The 15,884-nt window shown below is 63.0% G+C and carries 14 protein-coding genes and 1 pseudogene; 9 read left to right on the top strand and 6 right to left on the bottom strand.

What is annotated here, in order from left to right; all coding sequences use genetic code 11:
- The first annotated feature begins 9 nt into the window (after positions 1 to 9).
- The 3 genes from LDN75_RS18735 (at position 10) to LDN75_RS18725 (ending at position 4,814) form a co-directional block, all read left to right on the top strand.
- The gene (locus LDN75_RS18735) at positions 10 to 2,100 is read left to right on the top strand and encodes a PhoX family phosphatase (RefSeq protein ID WP_223934206.1); all 2,091 of its coding nucleotides are present in this window, start codon (positions 10 to 12) and stop codon (positions 2,098 to 2,100) included.
- A gap of 346 nt (positions 2,101 to 2,446) precedes the next feature.
- On the top strand, positions 2,447 to 4,156 hold the full coding sequence (menD, locus tag LDN75_RS18730) for a 2-succinyl-5-enolpyruvyl-6-hydroxy-3-cyclohexene-1-carboxylic-acid synthase (protein WP_223934205.1): 1,710 nt from the start codon (positions 2,447 to 2,449) through the stop codon (positions 4,154 to 4,156).
- 163 nt (positions 4,157 to 4,319) lie between these two features.
- Entirely contained in the window at positions 4,320 to 4,814 is a 495-nt protein-coding gene (locus LDN75_RS18725) for a hypothetical protein (protein WP_223934204.1), read from the top strand.
- Between the two features lie 122 nt (positions 4,815 to 4,936).
- Here the strand turns inward: LDN75_RS18725 and LDN75_RS18720 are convergent, their stop codons facing one another.
- The 4 genes from LDN75_RS18720 to LDN75_RS18705 all read right to left on the bottom strand — a co-directional run bounded on the left by LDN75_RS18720 (position 4,937) and on the right by LDN75_RS18705 (position 8,945).
- Positions 4,937 to 5,731 (bottom strand): amino acid ABC transporter ATP-binding protein, encoded by a 795-nt coding sequence (locus LDN75_RS18720; RefSeq protein WP_223934203.1) that lies wholly within the window; start codon positions 5,729 to 5,731, stop codon positions 4,937 to 4,939.
- Positions 5,732 to 5,742: 11 nt separating this feature from the next.
- Complete coding sequence (locus tag LDN75_RS18715) at positions 5,743 to 6,534, bottom strand: amino acid ABC transporter permease (RefSeq protein ID WP_223934202.1); 792 nt, start codon at positions 6,532 to 6,534, stop codon at positions 5,743 to 5,745.
- A 102-nt stretch (positions 6,535 to 6,636) separates the two neighbouring features.
- Positions 6,637 to 7,437, bottom strand: coding sequence for an ABC transporter substrate-binding protein (locus LDN75_RS18710; protein WP_223934201.1), 801 nt, complete (start codon positions 7,435 to 7,437; stop codon positions 6,637 to 6,639).
- Positions 7,438 to 7,595: 158 nt separating this feature from the next.
- Positions 7,596 to 8,945 carry an isochorismate synthase gene (locus tag LDN75_RS18705; protein WP_223934200.1) on the bottom strand — a complete coding sequence of 450 codons (1,350 nt, stop codon included), beginning with the start codon at positions 8,943 to 8,945 and terminating at the stop codon, positions 7,596 to 7,598.
- Positions 8,946 to 9,036: 91 nt separating this feature from the next.
- On the opposite strand from LDN75_RS18705, the gene LDN75_RS18700 reads away from it, so the two are divergent.
- The 5 genes and pseudogenes from LDN75_RS18700 (at position 9,037) to LDN75_RS24290 (ending at position 13,802) form a co-directional block, all read left to right on the top strand.
- Complete coding sequence (locus tag LDN75_RS18700) at positions 9,037 to 9,807, top strand: demethylmenaquinone methyltransferase (RefSeq protein ID WP_223934199.1); 771 nt, start codon at positions 9,037 to 9,039, stop codon at positions 9,805 to 9,807.
- Between the two features lie 22 nt (positions 9,808 to 9,829).
- The gene (locus tag LDN75_RS18695; RefSeq protein ID WP_223934198.1) at positions 9,830 to 11,173 is read left to right on the top strand and encodes a geranylgeranyl reductase family protein; all 1,344 of its coding nucleotides are present in this window, start codon (positions 9,830 to 9,832) and stop codon (positions 11,171 to 11,173) included.
- Positions 11,174 to 11,182: 9 nt separating this feature from the next.
- On the top strand, positions 11,183 to 12,286 hold the full coding sequence (locus tag LDN75_RS18690) for a polyprenyl synthetase family protein (RefSeq protein WP_223934197.1): 1,104 nt from the start codon (positions 11,183 to 11,185) through the stop codon (positions 12,284 to 12,286).
- Between the two features lie 646 nt (positions 12,287 to 12,932).
- Positions 12,933 to 13,013: pseudogene (locus tag LDN75_RS24295) on the top strand (hypothetical protein); the annotation flags it as partial.
- Between the two features lie 540 nt (positions 13,014 to 13,553).
- On the top strand, positions 13,554 to 13,802 hold the full coding sequence (locus tag LDN75_RS24290; protein WP_346347182.1) for a DUF559 domain-containing protein: 249 nt from the start codon (positions 13,554 to 13,556) through the stop codon (positions 13,800 to 13,802).
- A 174-nt stretch (positions 13,803 to 13,976) separates the two neighbouring features.
- Here LDN75_RS24290 and LDN75_RS18680 read toward each other — a convergent pair whose 3' ends face one another.
- Both LDN75_RS18680 and LDN75_RS18675 read right to left on the bottom strand, forming a co-directional pair.
- Positions 13,977 to 14,399: a hypothetical protein gene (locus tag LDN75_RS18680; protein WP_223934195.1), complete on the bottom strand. Its 423-nt coding sequence runs from the start codon at positions 14,397 to 14,399 to the stop codon at positions 13,977 to 13,979.
- Between the two features lie 13 nt (positions 14,400 to 14,412).
- Positions 14,413 to 15,084: a trimeric intracellular cation channel family protein gene (locus LDN75_RS18675; protein ID WP_223934194.1), complete on the bottom strand. Its 672-nt coding sequence runs from the start codon at positions 15,082 to 15,084 to the stop codon at positions 14,413 to 14,415.
- On the opposite strand from LDN75_RS18675, the gene LDN75_RS18670 reads away from it, so the two are divergent.
- Entirely contained in the window at positions 15,085 to 15,852 is a 768-nt protein-coding gene (locus LDN75_RS18670) for a CbiX/SirB N-terminal domain-containing protein (RefSeq protein ID WP_223934193.1), read from the top strand. It begins immediately after the preceding gene.
- The last annotated feature ends 32 nt before the right edge of the window (positions 15,853 to 15,884 follow it).

Raw genomic sequence — 15,884 nt, 5'->3', positions numbered from 1 at the left:
AGGTCCCCCATGTCTGATACCACCGGACGCTCGTTCCCACTGCTGCCCATGTTCGGCCACACCAAAGGCAAGCGCAGTGCCGTTACGTGTGCGCTCAAGTGCGACAACGCCTGTGCAGGCGACGTTTGCAACACCAGCTCCAACGGCTACTTCCGCGACATCGCTTCAACGGCAATGACCCGCCGCGCCGCCCTGGGGCTTGGCGCCGCCGGTGCGCTCGCCGTCGTGCTTGGTAGTGCAGTGACGGGTGCCGAACCTGCGGTCGCCGATGCCGGCAACGGATTGTCGGACGCGGCCAAGCAGGGCTTCGGGAAGTCAAAGCTCCAGTTCACGGCAATCAAGCCCGTTGATGCCGCCGTTGACGCTTTTACAGTTCCTGAGGGGTTCGACTGGAAGCCGATTATCCGCTGGGGTGACCCCCTTTTCGCCGATTCGCCGGCCTTCGACCTCAACGCCCAGACTGCTGCTGCACAGGCACGCCAATTCGGCTACAACAACGACTACACGGACATCATCCCGGTACCCGGGTCCAAGGACCGCCGTGCCGTACTGTTCACGAATCACGAATACACCAACGAGAACATTATGTTGCCCGCAGGTTTTGACGCCGCCGAGGCCCGTGCCATCGGCCGGGCAGGTCATGGCCTGACGGTGGTGGAATTGGAGCGAAAGAACAAGAACAAGCCGTGGAACTACGTTCAGGGCGCACCCCTGAATCGCCGCTACCTCACGGACACGGTCTACGAGCTCACTGGTCCCGCCGCGGGCAGCAACCTGGTCAAGACCATCGACGACCCCGCCGGCCGCTGGATCAAGGGCACGCTGGGCAACTGCTCCGGCGGTACCACTCCCTGGGGAACCATCCTCTCCGGCGAAGAGAACTTCAACGGCTACTTTGCCGCACCAGGGACCAGCGACAGCGACAAGCGCTACGGCATATCTGCGAAGCCGACCACACGTCAGTGGGAACTCGACGAGCCTCGCTTCGATACCCGCAACGCTGGCTACGCCAATGAGACCAACCGCTTCGGCTGGATCGTGGAAGTGGACCCGTTCGACCCCACGTCCACCCCGAAGAAGCACTCCGCCATGGGCCGCTTCAAGCATGAGGGCGCCAACGTGATTGTCGCACCGTCAGGCCAGGTGGTGGCGTACATGGGTGACGACGAGCGCTTCGATTACCTCTACAAGTTCGTCTCCAAGGGCAAATACCAGCCCGGTGACTCAGCGGAGGCCCGCAAGAACAACATGGGCCTGCTGTCCGAAGGAGATCTCTACGTTGCCCGCTTCACGGGGGACTCCCCGGCAGCGGAAGTCGACGGCACGGGCAAAGTCCCCGCAGACGGTGCCTTTGACGGCACTGGCGAGTGGTTGCCGCTCGTGGTCAACGGCACCTCCGCCGTCCCCGGTATGTCCGTCGCAGAGGTTCTCGTCTACACCCGTCTTGCCGCTGACAAGGTTGGCCCCACCAAGATGGACCGCTGCGAAGACGTCCAGCCCAACCTCCTCACCGGCAAGGTTTACGTGGCCTGCACCAACAACTCGGACCGCGGCAAAGCCGGCAAGGAAGGGGCCACCGAGGTCAACCCCCGTACGCTGAACCGCGACGGCCACATCGTGGAAATCACCGAAGGGCCGGAGCAGACGGGCACCAAGTTCAACTGGACCTTGCTGCTGGTGGCCGGTGACCCCGCCAAGAACACTTCCACATACTTCTCCGGATTCCCGGCGGACAAGGTATCCCCGATCTCCTGCCCAGACAACGTGGCGTTCGACTCCGTGGGCAACCTCTGGATCTCCACCGATGGTGCACCGTCCACCATCGGCTACGCAGATGGGCTGTTCAAGGTCACCCTCGAAGGCGCAGAACGCGGAAAGGTGGAGCAGTTCCTCGCCGTCCCGCGCGACGCCGAGACCTGTGGTCCGATCATCCACGATGAGGAGCGCACTGTTTTCGTAGCCGTCCAGCACCCGGGCGAGGAAGGTACGTTCGCTGCGCAGAACTCTTTCTTCCCGGATTACGTGGACGCTGGAGCCACGCCCGCCGCCGGTGCGGTCCGGGCTCCGCGCCCCTCGATCGTTCAGGTGTTCCGCAAGTAACCTATCCGACGGAATCGCTCTCCCACCCGCGCTGATGGGTGGGGGGCGTTTCCGTCCTTCCGTTGCGCTCTCACTTCCTGCGGGTTTTTGACGGATGTTCTCTCACTTCCTGCGGGTTTTCGACGAATGTTCTCTCACTTGCCACAGTGGGGGCGATTCCTCTCGAAGCCCGGATGTGAGAGAGGAACCCGTGGGTTTCGGTGGGATGTGAGAGAGGAACCCGGGTGGCGGTGGGATGTGAGAGAGGAACCCGTGGGTGGCGGTGGGATGTGAGAGAGGAACCCGTGGGTGGCGGTGGGATGTGAGAGAGCATTTGGGGTCCGGTCTACGCCAATAGACTGGAACAGTGACTTCCCAGGACTCTCTGACATCCATCGCCTCCGCCAGAATTGCCGTCACGGCGTTGCTCGACGGCGGCGTGCGGCACGTGGTAGTGGCGCCAGGTTCACGTTCTGCGCCCATGGCGTACGCCCTGGCCGAGGCGGAAGCTGCGGGCAAAGTTCTCCTTCATGTCAGGATCGATGAACGAGATGCAGGATTCATGGCCCTTGGCCTTGCCCTCGCAACCGAAGCGCCCGCCGCCGTCCTGACCACCTCGGGTACCGCCGTCGGGAACCTGCTGCCAGCTGTGATGGAGGCCAACCACTCAGCCGTACCGCTGGTGGTCGTCTCCGCGGACCGGCCGGAGGAACTTCACGGTACCGGGGCGAACCAGACCACAACCCAGCTGGACCTTTTCGGCGAACACGTTCGCTTCGCCGTCGACGTCGCCGCGGGGGACAGCCCACAGCGGGCAGTTGCCACTGCGCTGTACGCGGCGACCGGCGCCCTTGAGGACACCCCGCCGGGACCCGTTCAAGTAAACCTCGCGTTCCGCGCCCCGCTTGTTCCCGATGCCGGCGATGCACTCCCCGCCGCCGCTGGTCACAGCATTTTCCATTACGACGCCGGTCCCCAAGCACTGGATCTCCCGCCGGCATCCACCGACCTCGCCGAGCGACGCACGGTGGTCCTCGCAGGTCACGACGCCGGTCCCGTGGCCGAGGCCTTCGCACGCGCCCATGGCCTTCCGTTGCTCGCGGAACCTTCATCCAATGCGCGGTTCGGGCCCAACGCCGTGGGTCCATACCGCGTGCTGCTGGAGCACTTCGGCCCGGATTCGGCCACCCCGATCGAGCGCGTAGTCCTGTTCGGCCGGGCCACCCTTTCGCGGCCCGTTGCTGCGTTGTTGGCCCGCCCCACCATCGAATCCGCCATCTACCAGCCGGTTCCCGTGGCTTGGTACGAGGCCGGGCGACGCCGCGAGACACCTATCGAAACCCTCCCTGAGCTGGCAGAGTTTGCCGGCCGTGGCTCTGCCGAGTGGCTGGATTCCTGGCTCTTGGCAGGGGCCGCCGCCCAACATGCCTTGGACGGAATACTGGCAGGGGAGTCCACGGCCAACGGTCCTTCGGTCGGAGCCACCGTCTGGGAGCACTCGCGCGGCAAACTGGTACTCGGATCCTCCAACGGCATCCGCGACGTCGACCTCGCCGGCCAACCACACCCCGACCCCATCGCCACGGTTTACGCCAACCGCGGCCTCGCGGGCATTGATGGCACCATCGCCACGGCCACAGGAATTGCCCTGGGCAGCGGACGCGAAACCACGCTTCTCCTGGGCGACGTCACCTTCCTCCACGACGCCGGCGGACTGCTCCTGGGCCAGGGCGAGCCCGTCCCCGATCTCCGGATCGTAGTCCTTAACGACTCCGGGGGTGCCATCTTTAGCCTCCTCGAACACGGTGAGGTGGAGGACTCCGGGGCCTACGGCACCGCCGTCGAACGCCTCTTCAGCACCCCGCACTCAGTGGACATCGCCGCACTCGCGGCTGCATACGGCGTCGGACACCAAGCGGTAAGCACGACGGCGGAACTCGCCGAGGCACTTAAGTCGCCGCTGAAGGGCCGCACCCTTGTGGAGGTGCGCGTGGATCGAGCGGGCCTGCGCGGACTTCATGCCCGCATCAAGGAAGCAGTCTCCGGCGCCGTGGGCAAGGTCCTGACGGCGGGCTAGCGGGGTTTCCCACGCCGCCCAAATTCGCCCACGCCACGCTCATGCCTCCACGCTGCTCAAACGGACAGGCGACACCTGGATATGGGTGTCACCAGCAGGATTAGGTGTCAGCAGGCAATTTGAGTGTCGTGCCAGGGTCCCCACCGGGGCGGATCCCGCGAGCGTGGCCGCACACATCGGGAAGGCTGCGCTCAGACAGGTTGAGTTGCTGGCTGCCATCGACGGCAGATACTCGAAGGCGGCAGCCCGCAGGATCATTGCAGCTGTTGAGTTTGCCGTCCCAAATTCAGGTTCGCCGGGGGAGTCCTATGCCCGTGGCCTGATGCATGTGTCCGGGTTCGCCACACCGGAGCTCCAATGCCCGATTCAGACCAAGCAGGGGATTGTCTACAGCGACTACTACTGGAGGGATGTTCGAATAGTGGGGGAATTCGACGGCCGTGAAAAGTATATGAAACCGGAATTTCTGAAGGGACGCACTCCTTCGCAGGTTGTTGTTGCTGAAAAGGACCGCGAAAATGCCATCCGGGCGACGGGCCGCGGCGTTGTCCGGTTGGTGTGGAGTGACCTCCTATCGCCGGGTCGGCTGGAAGCCGAGCTCGAGGCAGCGGGGGTTCCCCGCCGCCGTCGTGCTTCTGCGGGACGCGCAAATTCATAGCTGATACAAATACGGGAGGGCGACACCTATATATAGGTGTCGCCCTCCCGCATGCGTCGCGCTTACGAATTTGCGTGGCGCGAGCTGTCCAGCAAGCCGCAAAGGCCAACGTAGCGGTGGACCTAGTCCTCCACGACGTCGATGTGCGTCGGGTCCAGGACGCGGCGCAGGAATTCCTTGGTTCGCGGCTGGGACGGGGCACTGATGACGTGTTCCGCCGGGCCTTCCTCCACTACTACGCCGGCATCCATGAAGACCACGCGGTCAGCCACCTCGCGGGCGAAGCCCATCTCGTGGGTGACCACCAGCATGGTCATGCCTTCCTGGGCCAGTTTGCGCATAACGGCAAGGACATCGCCCACCGTCTCCGGGTCAAGGGCGGACGTTGGCTCATCGAACAACATCAGCTGCGGGTCCATGGACAGCGCGCGCGCAATGGCAACGCGCTGCTGCTGGCCGCCGGAGAGCTGGTCAGGGAAGCGGTCAGCAAGGTGTCCAAGGCCAACACGTTCCAGGTTGCGGCGAGCCACTTCGGCGGCCTCGGACCTGGACCGCTTGAGGACCTTCATCTGGGAGATGGTGCAGTTGTCCAGCACGCTCAGGTGGGGGAAAAGGTTGAAGTGCTGGAACACCATGCCAACGCTTTGACGCATGCGGTTGAGGTCTACATCGGGGTCGGTTGCCTCGAACTTGCCCACGTTGATGGTGCCCGCGTTCGGGTGCTCCAGAAGGTTCACGCAGCGCAGGAGGGTGGACTTTCCGGAACCGGAAGGGCCGATCAGGCAGACAACCTGGCCTGGCTCCACGGTAAGCGAGATTCCCTTGAGGACCTCATTGCTTCCGTAGGACTTGCGCAGATCCTTGATGTTCACGCCCGCGGCCTGGACGGTCGCTGGGTTGTTTACGACGTCGTTCATGACTGTCCTGCCTATCGCTTCGTCCGCGCGGAGCGGCTTTCGAACTTCCGTGCCAGGAGGCTCAAGGGGATGGTGATGACCAGGTAGAAGGCACCCGCCACGAGCAACGGGGTCAGCCCGGCGCCGAGGCTGGAGATACCGTCGCGGCCGAACTTGGTCAGCTCATACTGGGACGCGGTGAGGCCAAGGACGTAGATCAGCGAGGAGTCCTTGGTGAGCAGGATGATCTCGTTGGTCAACGGCGGCAGGACGATTTTGAACGCCTGGGGAATGACGATGGAGACCATCGCGCGCCAGTGCGGCATGCCGAGTGAGCGCGCGGCTTCCATCTGTCCCTTGGGAACGGCCTGGAGTCCGGCGCGCAGGGTTTCGGCGATGTATGCGGAGGCCACCATACCGAGGGAGACCATGACCACAATGTTGACGTCCCACTGAACGCCAAATGCGAGGGGCACGCCGTAGCCAAAGGCGATGAACACCAGCAGGGCAGGAACGCCGCGGAAGAACTCGATGTAACCGGTAGCGAGCCAGCGGTACAGCGGGAAAGAGGAGAGCTTCATCAGGGCGAGCAGCAGGCCGCCGGAGAGGCCCACAACGAAGGCAAGTGCCGTGTAGATGAGGGTGTTCTTGAGGCCGATCAGGAAGATATCCGGGAACATCGGGCCGATTTTGGCGAAGTTGAAGACGCTGTTTCCAACGGTCTTCCAATCCACGGCGAGGATCACTGCGGCCACGGCCACAACGAAGATCCCGGCCTGGACGTACAGACTGACTTTGGCTCGTTGACGTGCAGTCATTGCCATGGTGTTCTCACATTCGTGTTGCGCAGGTGGGGCCCCGAACGGACTGCCTGGACAGATCGTTGCGGGGCCCGCCTGCGTGATTCTTGGGAGCCGGGGCTCGGACTACTTCTTGGTGGCTTCGCCGAACCAGGTCGTCTGGAATTTCTTCAGGGTGCCGTCATCGGTGATGCGCTTCAGAGTGGCGTTGACGGCATCAGCCATGGCCGTGTTGCCCTTCTTGATGGAGATGCCCAGCTTCTCGCCTGTTGCGTAGTCTTCAACGCGCTTGAGCTTGGAATCGCCCATGATGGCGTAGCCCAGAACCGACTGGTTGCCCACTGCGGCGTCGATGGTGCCTGCCTTGAGGGCTTGGACCAGGAGACCGGAGTCTTCGAACTGCTGGGCGTCGATTCCCTTGTCCTTTGCGTACTGGGCGCCGGTGGTGGCCTGCTGGACGCCCACCTTCTTGCCCTTGGCGCCGTCGAGGTTGTTGATGCCCGACGATGAGGTAGCGACGAGGGTCAGGTCGTCGTCCATGTAGGGGTTGGAGAAGTCCATGACGTTCTTGCGGACGTCGGTGATGGAGATTGAGGAGATGGAGACGTCGCAACCAGTCAGTGCCGTGCCGGTCTCGATTGCTTCGAAGGAGCTGTCCACTACGTTGAGTTCGGCCTTAAGGTCCTTGGCCACTTCATTGGCAATGTCCATGTCGAAGCCGACGATCTTGCCGTCCTTCTGGAATTCGAAGGGCTCGTAAGGGACATCGGAGCACACCGTGAGTTTGCCGGCGTTGATGAGCTTGGGGCCCGATTCACTCGAGGCTGCCGGGGTGGAGGAGCCACCGCAAGCGGTCAGGGCCAGGACGCCTGCTGCGAGCACGGCGGCCATCTTGGTGCCGGACAGAACCGAACGGGAGATCTGCATGTTTTTTACCTTTTGTTGCAGTGGATGCTGAACTGAGTCGGTTTTAGTGTAGCGCCGAACGTGAGATGTGCATCACAGGAAACTTAGTTTCACTATCAGATAACTAGTTTAGCGAATATGCAAGCGCCGGCCGGCAGTCCCAGTCTGAGATCCCAGATTCAGCGCTGGATGCCCAGCGCCTCAAGCATTGGCCGGAATTTCGCCCATGTCTCAGCGAGTTCAGCCTCCGGCTGGGAACCTTCCACGATCCCGCAGCCCGCGTAAAGGCGCACTGTATTGGCGTCCTCTATGACCGCGCCGCGCAGGGCAATGCCCCACTCGCCATTGCCTGCGGCGTCCAACCAACCCACCGGCCCGGCGTACGGTCCGCGGTCCAGATGCTCGAGTTTCCGGATGAGCGCTCCTGCCACCAAGGTGGGTGTTCCGCAGACGGCCGCAGTGGGATGCAACGCGTTGATCAAGGCCAAACATGTGGGCACGTGACCTTCGATATCAGCAAGCTCAGCCTTGACGTCCGAGGCCAAATGCCACACGTTGGGCAGTTCAAGAATGAAGGGCTCACTATGGGAGTTCATCGCCTCGGAAAACGGCGCCAGCTGGCGTGTCAGCGAATCAATAGCGATCTCGTGCTCGTGGCGCTGCTTTTCGGATCCGGCCAGAACCCGCTCTGCGTATGCCATGGGGGATCCGTCAACGCCTTCGGCGTCGCGGCGATCCAACGTTCCTGCCAGCACGCGGGCCTGAGCTGTGCGGCCCTCTACCTGAATCAGCATTTCCGGCGTCGCGCCCACCAGGCCGTCAACACCGTAGGTCCAGCATTCCCGGTACCTTGCAGCGAGTTGGCGAAGCACCTCCGCGGCGTTCACGCCCGCAGGAAGGTTGGCTACGACGTCGCGCGCCAACACAAGCTTCTCCAGCTTGCCGGCGCGGATTTCCGCCACGCCGTTGGAGACGGCCTGCATCCAATCCGTTTCGCTCAAGGAGCCGCGGCTGAGGTACGCACCGTCGGGCGACAAAGCATCAGGTGACAGCCCGACGTCGGATCCGCCTGCCGCCGAATCCTCACCGTTCGGCTCGCCACCACTGAGCCAGCGGTCCAGGGCGGCGAGGACACCCGCCTCGGTGAGCTGGGCGTCGTCGAACGTTAGTTGGGTTGCCCAGGCGCGGCCATCGCGGATGCCAACCACCATTTCAGGGACAATCAGCCGGGAAACGTGCGGGGACATCTTGGAAAAAGCGAACGAGCCGAACGCCACCGGGCCAGTGCCCGGAATCTCCACGTGGTCAGTGATTTCGGCTTCAAGGATGAGGTGCCGCCACCAGATATCGGCTTCAAGGAAGCGTTCAGGGCCCGAGGCGCTGAACCGGGTCAGCTCGCCGTACCCCACCAGACCGGCTTCGCGGCGTGACCAGCAGAGGACGTCGTCCCGGACCAGAAACGACGGCAGCCCCCCGGAGGATGATTCGACATCGAGGGGGACTGTCAAGGTACGGAGCGTGCTCGTCATGATGGAACAACAGTACTCCCGCGTGCCACCAGAACCTGAGCCGAGTTCTACAGCGCAGCAAAGTCGGCTGAATGTCTGAGACAATTACAGGGTGAACCGAGCATCCTTGGAAAAGCGTCCGGACGAAGTTGCGACGATGTTTGACGATGTCGCCCCCAAATACGACGTCGTGAATGACGTCCTCTCCATGGGGCAGACGCGGCGGTGGCGCCGGATCGTGGTTGATGCCATGGATGTCAGGGTGGGCCAGCGGGTCCTGGACCTCGCCGCTGGAACGGGCACTTCCAGCGAACCCTATGCCGACGCCGGCGTGGACGTTGTGGCTTGCGACTTCTCCCTGGGCATGCTCAAGGTGGGCAAGCGCCGCCGCCCGGACATCGACTTCATTGCAGGCGACGCCACCAACCTGCCCTTCGCGGACAACAGCTTTGACGCGTCCACCATTTCCTTCGGCCTGCGGAACGTCGTGGAACCGCGCAAGGCGCTCGAGGAAATGCTCCGCGTCACCAAGCCCGGCGGCCGGCTCGTCATCGCCGAGTTCTCGCAGCCCGTAGTTCCCCTGTGGCGCAACCTTTACACCGAGTACCTGATGCGTGCCCTCCCGGCCATCGCCACCAAGGTCTCCTCCAACCCGGACGCCTACGTCTACCTGGCAGAGTCGATCCGTGCCTGGCCGGATCAGGACCACCTGGCCCAGTGGCTTAGCGAGGCTGGCTGGACGGACATCACCTACCGCAACCTCAGCGGCGGTATCGTAGCGGTGCACCGCGCGCAGAAGCCCGCCGAACACCGCGAAAGCGTTCCCGTCGCCAAGCTGCGCCGCCAGATCAAACCGCGACGGTCCGGCAGCCAGCCCAGCTGACGTGCCACTTATTTAGGACGATGTGAAAGTACTGATAGTTGGCGCGGGGCCCGCCGGGTCCACCGCTGCGTATTACCTCGCCCAGGCCGGCATTGACGTCACGGTGCTGGAAAAGACGAGCTTCCCGCGTGAAAAAGTTTGCGGCGATGGCCTGACCCCTCGGGCGGTTCGGGAAATCCAGAAGCTTGGGTTGCCGCACGCCGAATCAGAGGGCTGGCGCCGTAATAAAGGTCTCCGCCTGATCGCCGGTGGCCGTACCATCGAGCTGCCGTGGCCTGAGGTTTCAGACTTTCCCACGTACGGACTGATTCGGACGCGTCTGGGCTTCGACGAAGAGTTGGCCCGTCACGCGCAGGCCGCGGGCGCCGTCGTGCTTGAACGCCACAGCGTCACTTCCGCCCTGACAGCTGACGACGGGCGCGTCATCGGCGCACGGGTGTCCATCCTTGACGAGTCCGGACGCAAGACCGGCGAAACGCGCGACTTCCATGCCGACGTCGTACTCGCCGCGGACGGCAACTCCACGCGAACCGCCGTGTCGCTGGGCATGCACAAACGTGACGACCGTCCGCTGGGCGTCGCCGTACGCACGTACTTCACTTCTCCCCGGCACGAAGACGACTGGATGGAAGGCTGGCTGGAGCTCCCCGGCAAGTCCGGCAAGCCGTTGCCCGGTTACGGCTGGGTGTTCGGCGTGGGCGACGGAACGTCCAACGTTGGCCTCGGGATCCTGAACTCTTCAAAGGAATTCGGCAAGCTGGACTACAAGCAGGTCCTTCGCGAATGGACCGCCGGCATGCCCGCTGACTGGGGCTTCACCCCCGAAAACCAAGTGGGGGAGATCCGCGGCGCCGCACTGCCCATGGGCTTCAACCGCACGCCGCACTACTCGCCAGGGCTGCTCCTGCTGGGCGACGCCGGCGGCATGGTTTCCCCGTTCAACGGCGAGGGCATCTCCTACGCCATGGAGTCGGCCCGGTTCGCGGCCGAGTTTATTGTCGATTGTGCCGCCCGGTCCGCTTCTGCCGGATGGACCGCCGACGACGCCGACGCCCACCTTTCGCGGTACGCGGACCATGTGCGGGACCAATGGGGATCGCACTTCACCTTGGGCCGCATGTTTGCTTCCTTGATCGGGAAGCCCGCCGTCATGAAGCTTGCATTGCGCACGGGCATGCCCATTCCGGTGCTCATGCGCTTCGTGGTGCGTATGCTTGCCAACCTCACGGATCCGTCCGCGAAGGGCTTCGAAGACCGCGTGATCCGCGTCCTTGAGATGCTCGTCCCGGCCACGTCCAACGTTTCCTCTGTCCGTCCTTTTAAGCCGGCAGACTCCGACACCGCGGTTTCCGCAACAACTAGTTAGGGTTAAGCCGTGACGAACTCTGCCGAACACAGCTGGACGCATGCCGGGCACGGCCTGCCGGACACTGTTGAGCCTGCTCCCAACACCACCGCGATCGCAACGGGACTCCAGCTGCCCGCCGGATTTGCCGCCATCGCCGGCGACGCCGAACTCGGCCCAGCCATCACCACAAACCTCGCCCGCGTGGAGAAAAAGCTTCGCGAAGCCATCTCCAACTCGGATCCCCTGGCTGACGCGACGTCGCGCCACCTGGTGGAAGCCGGCGGCAAGCGCATCCGTCCGCTGCTGACTTTGCTGTGCGCACACCTTGGAGATGCATCCCGTCCCGAGGTGGTCCAGGCGGCTGTCGTGGTTGAACTGACGCACCTCGCCACCCTGTACCACGACGACGTCATGGACTCCGCCCCCTTCCGCCGCGGCGCCCCGACAGCTCACGAGGTCTGGGGCAACTCCGTGGCAATCCTCACAGGCGACCTCATCTTTGCCCGCGCCTCCATTCTCGTCTCCGAACTCGGTTCCCGCGCCCTCGGCATCCAGGCCCGCACCTTCGAACGCCTGTGCCTTGGCCAGCTCCACGAAACCGTGGGCCCGCGTGAGGACGAAGACGCGGTTGAGCACTACCTGTCCGTCATCGCCGACAAGACTGGCTCCCTGGTTGCAGCCTCCGGCCAACTTGGCGCGATCTTTGCCGGTGCCGACGAAGCGTTCGAGGACGTCTTGGTTGAGTACGGCGAGAAGGTGGGCGTGGCCTTCCAGCTTGCCGACGACGTCATCGATGTCACCGGTGTAAAGGTCAAGTCCGGCAAGTCCCCGGGCACCGATCTGCGCGAAGGCGTGCCCACTTTGCCCGTGCTCCTCCTGCGCCGGGACGCTGCAGCGGGGGATTCCTCCGCGGCCGCCCTGCTGGAGTTGGTGGACGGTGACTTGTCTTCGGATGCCGCTCTCGCCGAGGCTGTGGCTGGCCTGCGGGAGCACCCGGTGACCACTGAATCCTGGAAGATCGCCCGCCAGTGGTCTTCGGAGGCAATTGCAGCCCTTGCGCCACTGCCCGAGGGCGTAGTGAAGACGTCGCTTACTAACTTCGCTCACGCTGTGGTGGACCGGAGCAGCTAACTTTCCCCTTGTGGCTGTGGGTTCCTGACCTTGTTTGGGCTCAGCCTTCAGGCCCAGCCTTTAGACCCGGCAGGCGCTCGAACCTCGTTGGTTCGGGCGTATGTCTTTTTGTTAGCGTGCCCCGTTGCATGCGTTCACGGGGTCCGTCACGACCCACTTTGGGCGCGCAAGGTCCGCGGCGCGCCAGGCACTGCGGCGAGTCGCCGGCGTCGTGCGTTCAAAGTGGTTGCTGGCCGCACACGTCGCTCGCCCCGTACTTGATTACCGCGGATCTTGCGCTGGCTTAAAAGGAATGGCCCCGGCTCGCTGCAACATTACGAGTCATACGTTGCACCGAACCGGGACCACAATCTCCGTTCGCATCAGACCCACCGGAGGCATTTAGTGGATCCGTGAATAGCTTATGACAAACCTGTCATATATGCAACTTTCTGAGTCAACGAAAATTTAATGTGGGCCACGGCTATTTACAGACTCGCTGGTACCTCCACGACCTAGTCTGAAATGTGGTGCCGGCCGACACGCCGGGATCCAGGTGTGACGGTAGCCATTTGGCGCCAAAGTGGGGCGTGGTCGTACGTCGGAGTTATCCACATACAGCCGAATGCTGCCCCCAAGGCATTTCTCTCGGCTGCAGCGTTGACTGATGGACTTCAATGAATTTCTTCGTCGTCGGTATGGGGCCGCAACCACCGGTGCACTCGAGAGGGCAGGCTTTCCCAGAAGGGCCGTGGAACGCGCTGTTCTCGATGGCACAATACTTCGGCTGCACCGAGGCGTTTACGTATCAAAGGATGCGGACCTCGAGATCGTGGCGGCCTTCCGGGCCAACGGTCGGCTGACCTGTATTTCGGCAGCCCGGTTTTACCGTCTTTGGACTCTGAGCGTCCCCGAGCAACTTCATCTGAGCTGCGGAACTGGGCGACCCAGGCACCGAGTGGTGCATCACGGTGACTGTTTGCATCCCGTCCACCCATATCTGCCTGTGGCGGGGGTGGCTGATGTCTTGCTGCATGCACTGAGGTGCCGACCCGAACTTGAAGCGGTGGTGCTGGTGCAGAGTGCGGTTAGTCAAGCTTTGCTGACAACCGACTTCCTTCGATCCAAATTACCGGGGAACAGGAACGGGAAACTCCGGGCAATCCTTGACTTGGTGCTCCCCAGGGCAGATTCGCTCCTGGAGGTACTCGCCCATACCCATTTTGTCCGCGCCGGACTCAGGGTGCGGATGCACGTGGAATTGCCTGGCGTAGGGGAGGTGGATTGCTTGATCAATGAATGCCTGATTGTTGAACTCGACGGCAGAACCCACTTGGAAGGCAAGCAGGTAAGGAAAGACCAGTATCGGAACAATGCCGGTGTCCGGGGAGGCCTGCTGACGCTGCACTACTACTACGTGGATGTGGTGCATCACCCCCAGCGAATGGTTGAGGAGGTGTTGACTGTCCTTCTGAACAGGGAAGTCGGCCGGTATGCACCGGCGCGCTACGCACCCGGGTGGGTACCGCCGTCGTGAATCAGCGCGCGTGTACCGTCACGACCTACTTTGAGGACCAAAAGTGGGCGACACGCCGCTGGTGCGGCGCGTCCGGGCTGGTTTCCAGTTGAAAGTGGGTCGTGACCGCGCGGAGCCGCAACAAAACAGCCCCCACGCCACCCAAAAGGGAGCGCAGGGGCCGCCAGTCAAAACCTAGTCTTCGTCGTTGAACGCCCACTCGAACATGTCGAAGACGAACTCGGAGAACGTGCCTTCTTCGCTCTTCCACTGGCCGCGGGCGTTGTTCCGGCGCCACACAATGGGGTCCGGGATGCTGACATCGGCAATGCGGAATCCCCAGGTGAATTGTTCCTCTTCGTCCTCCAGGAACATGAGGAAGCCTTCGTCATCTACCTCGAGTTCCTCGGGATCCCAGAAGTAGTGGTACGCCTCCATGAGGTCCTCGCAGCCACCGAGGGCGAGGTAGAACTCGCGCAGGGCAAGCGGGATGGTGAAGGAGTGGTCAGCGAGGGCGTCGTCCAGTTCGTCGGGCGTGAGGCCGTCTTCTTCCTGCCATTCATCCTCGAGATACTTTGGGACCAGCGCGCGGAACTTCTCGAGGAACATGTCAGTCATGCTCTTATCCTAGCTAATCGCGGGCACCCGAAATTGCGCCCGCCCCGGTGCCTCCGCGCTGCCAACCACGCACGGCCAACGGCACGTACCAACTCCGCCTCCAGGCTGTGACGCGGAAAGCAAAAACAATGCCGGCTACCAAGCATGCGGTGAGTCCGCTGAACAGGCCAAGGTGCCAGAGCAATGTGGTCAAACCGGCCCCCACAAAAGCCGGTAAGGCGTAAATGTCGCGGGCATCAAAAAGAGTAGGAATCTCGTTGGCGGTGATGTCGCGCAACAGTCCGCCGCCTACTGCCGTGGTGACGCCCAACAGGATCGCAGCAACGGGGTTCATCCCCGCGGTGAGCGCCTTCAAAGTCCCGGTGATGCAGAACAGTGCCAGCCCGCCGGCGTCGAACAGTGTTAGTAGGGATGTGAAGCGCTGCACGGAGGAGAAGAGGAAGTAGACCAGCAGCGCAGCCAGCAGTGGCGGAACCAGGTAGACCGGGTTTGTGAAGGCCACGGGAGGTCCGGCGTTGATGACGACGTCGCGGATCGCGCCGCCACCCAGCGACACAATGGAGGCGAGGAGAACTGAACCCACGATGTCGAATTGTTTGCGGGCTGCCAGCAGCGAACCCGAGACCGCGAAGAAGAACACGCCGACCAGGTCAAGCCACAGAAGGACAATGTCGATGGAAATCAAGTGGACGGGTTCTTTCTGCCTGCGACTCTCAGTAGGTGCTGGCTCAACGTTACGCTAGCTCCCATGAACAGCCCCGTTTTGATCGCCTGCGCCCACGGAACCCGCAACGCCGAAGGCCAGGCCGCCATCCGCCACGTCATGGCCGAAATTGAGGCCCTCCGCCCGGGTCTGCAGGTCCTTGAGGCGTACGTGGACGTGCAGGAACCCGAGTTGTCCGGGGTAGTGGAGGGCCTGCCTGAGGGGACTGCCGCCGTCGTTGTACCGCTTTTGCTCAGCACAGGCTTCCACATCAAGGTGGACGTGCCCAAGGCCATCAAGAGCCGGCCGGAGGTAGTAGCCGCGAGGCCGCTGGGCCCGGATCCGCGACTGGCTGAGCTGCTCGCCGCGCAGCTGCGCGCCGCTGGCCTGACCGAGCACGACGGCGTGCTGCTGGCTGCCGCCGGATCGTCGCTTCCGGACGGGTCGGTGGACTCGGAGGAGCAGGCGCGGCAACTCGCTGAGCTGCTGCCGAACAAGGTTCGGGTCGCCTACGGTGCCAGCGCGAAGCCAACAGTGCCCGACGGCGTCGCCTCCTTGCGTGCCGAACTTGCCGAAGACGGTGGAACAGGCAGGGTCTTCGTGTCCTCGTACCTGCTGGCAACCGGCTACTTCCACGACCAACTGGCCAAGGCCGGAGCGGATATTGTTACGGCTCCACTGTTGCCGTCGCCGGTTCTCGCAGAGATAGCGCTGGAGCGTTACGACGCAGTGCTGGCAAGGGCGTCCTAACCTTTGTTTGCGCAGCGGGAGCCCCAAAAAGG

Source organism: Arthrobacter sp. StoSoilB5 (assembly GCF_019977235.1).
Classification (GTDB): domain Bacteria; phylum Actinomycetota; class Actinomycetes; order Actinomycetales; family Micrococcaceae; genus Arthrobacter.
The sequence above is the reverse complement of the archived record's forward strand: the minus strand, read 5'-3'. Positions and strand labels throughout refer to the sequence as shown.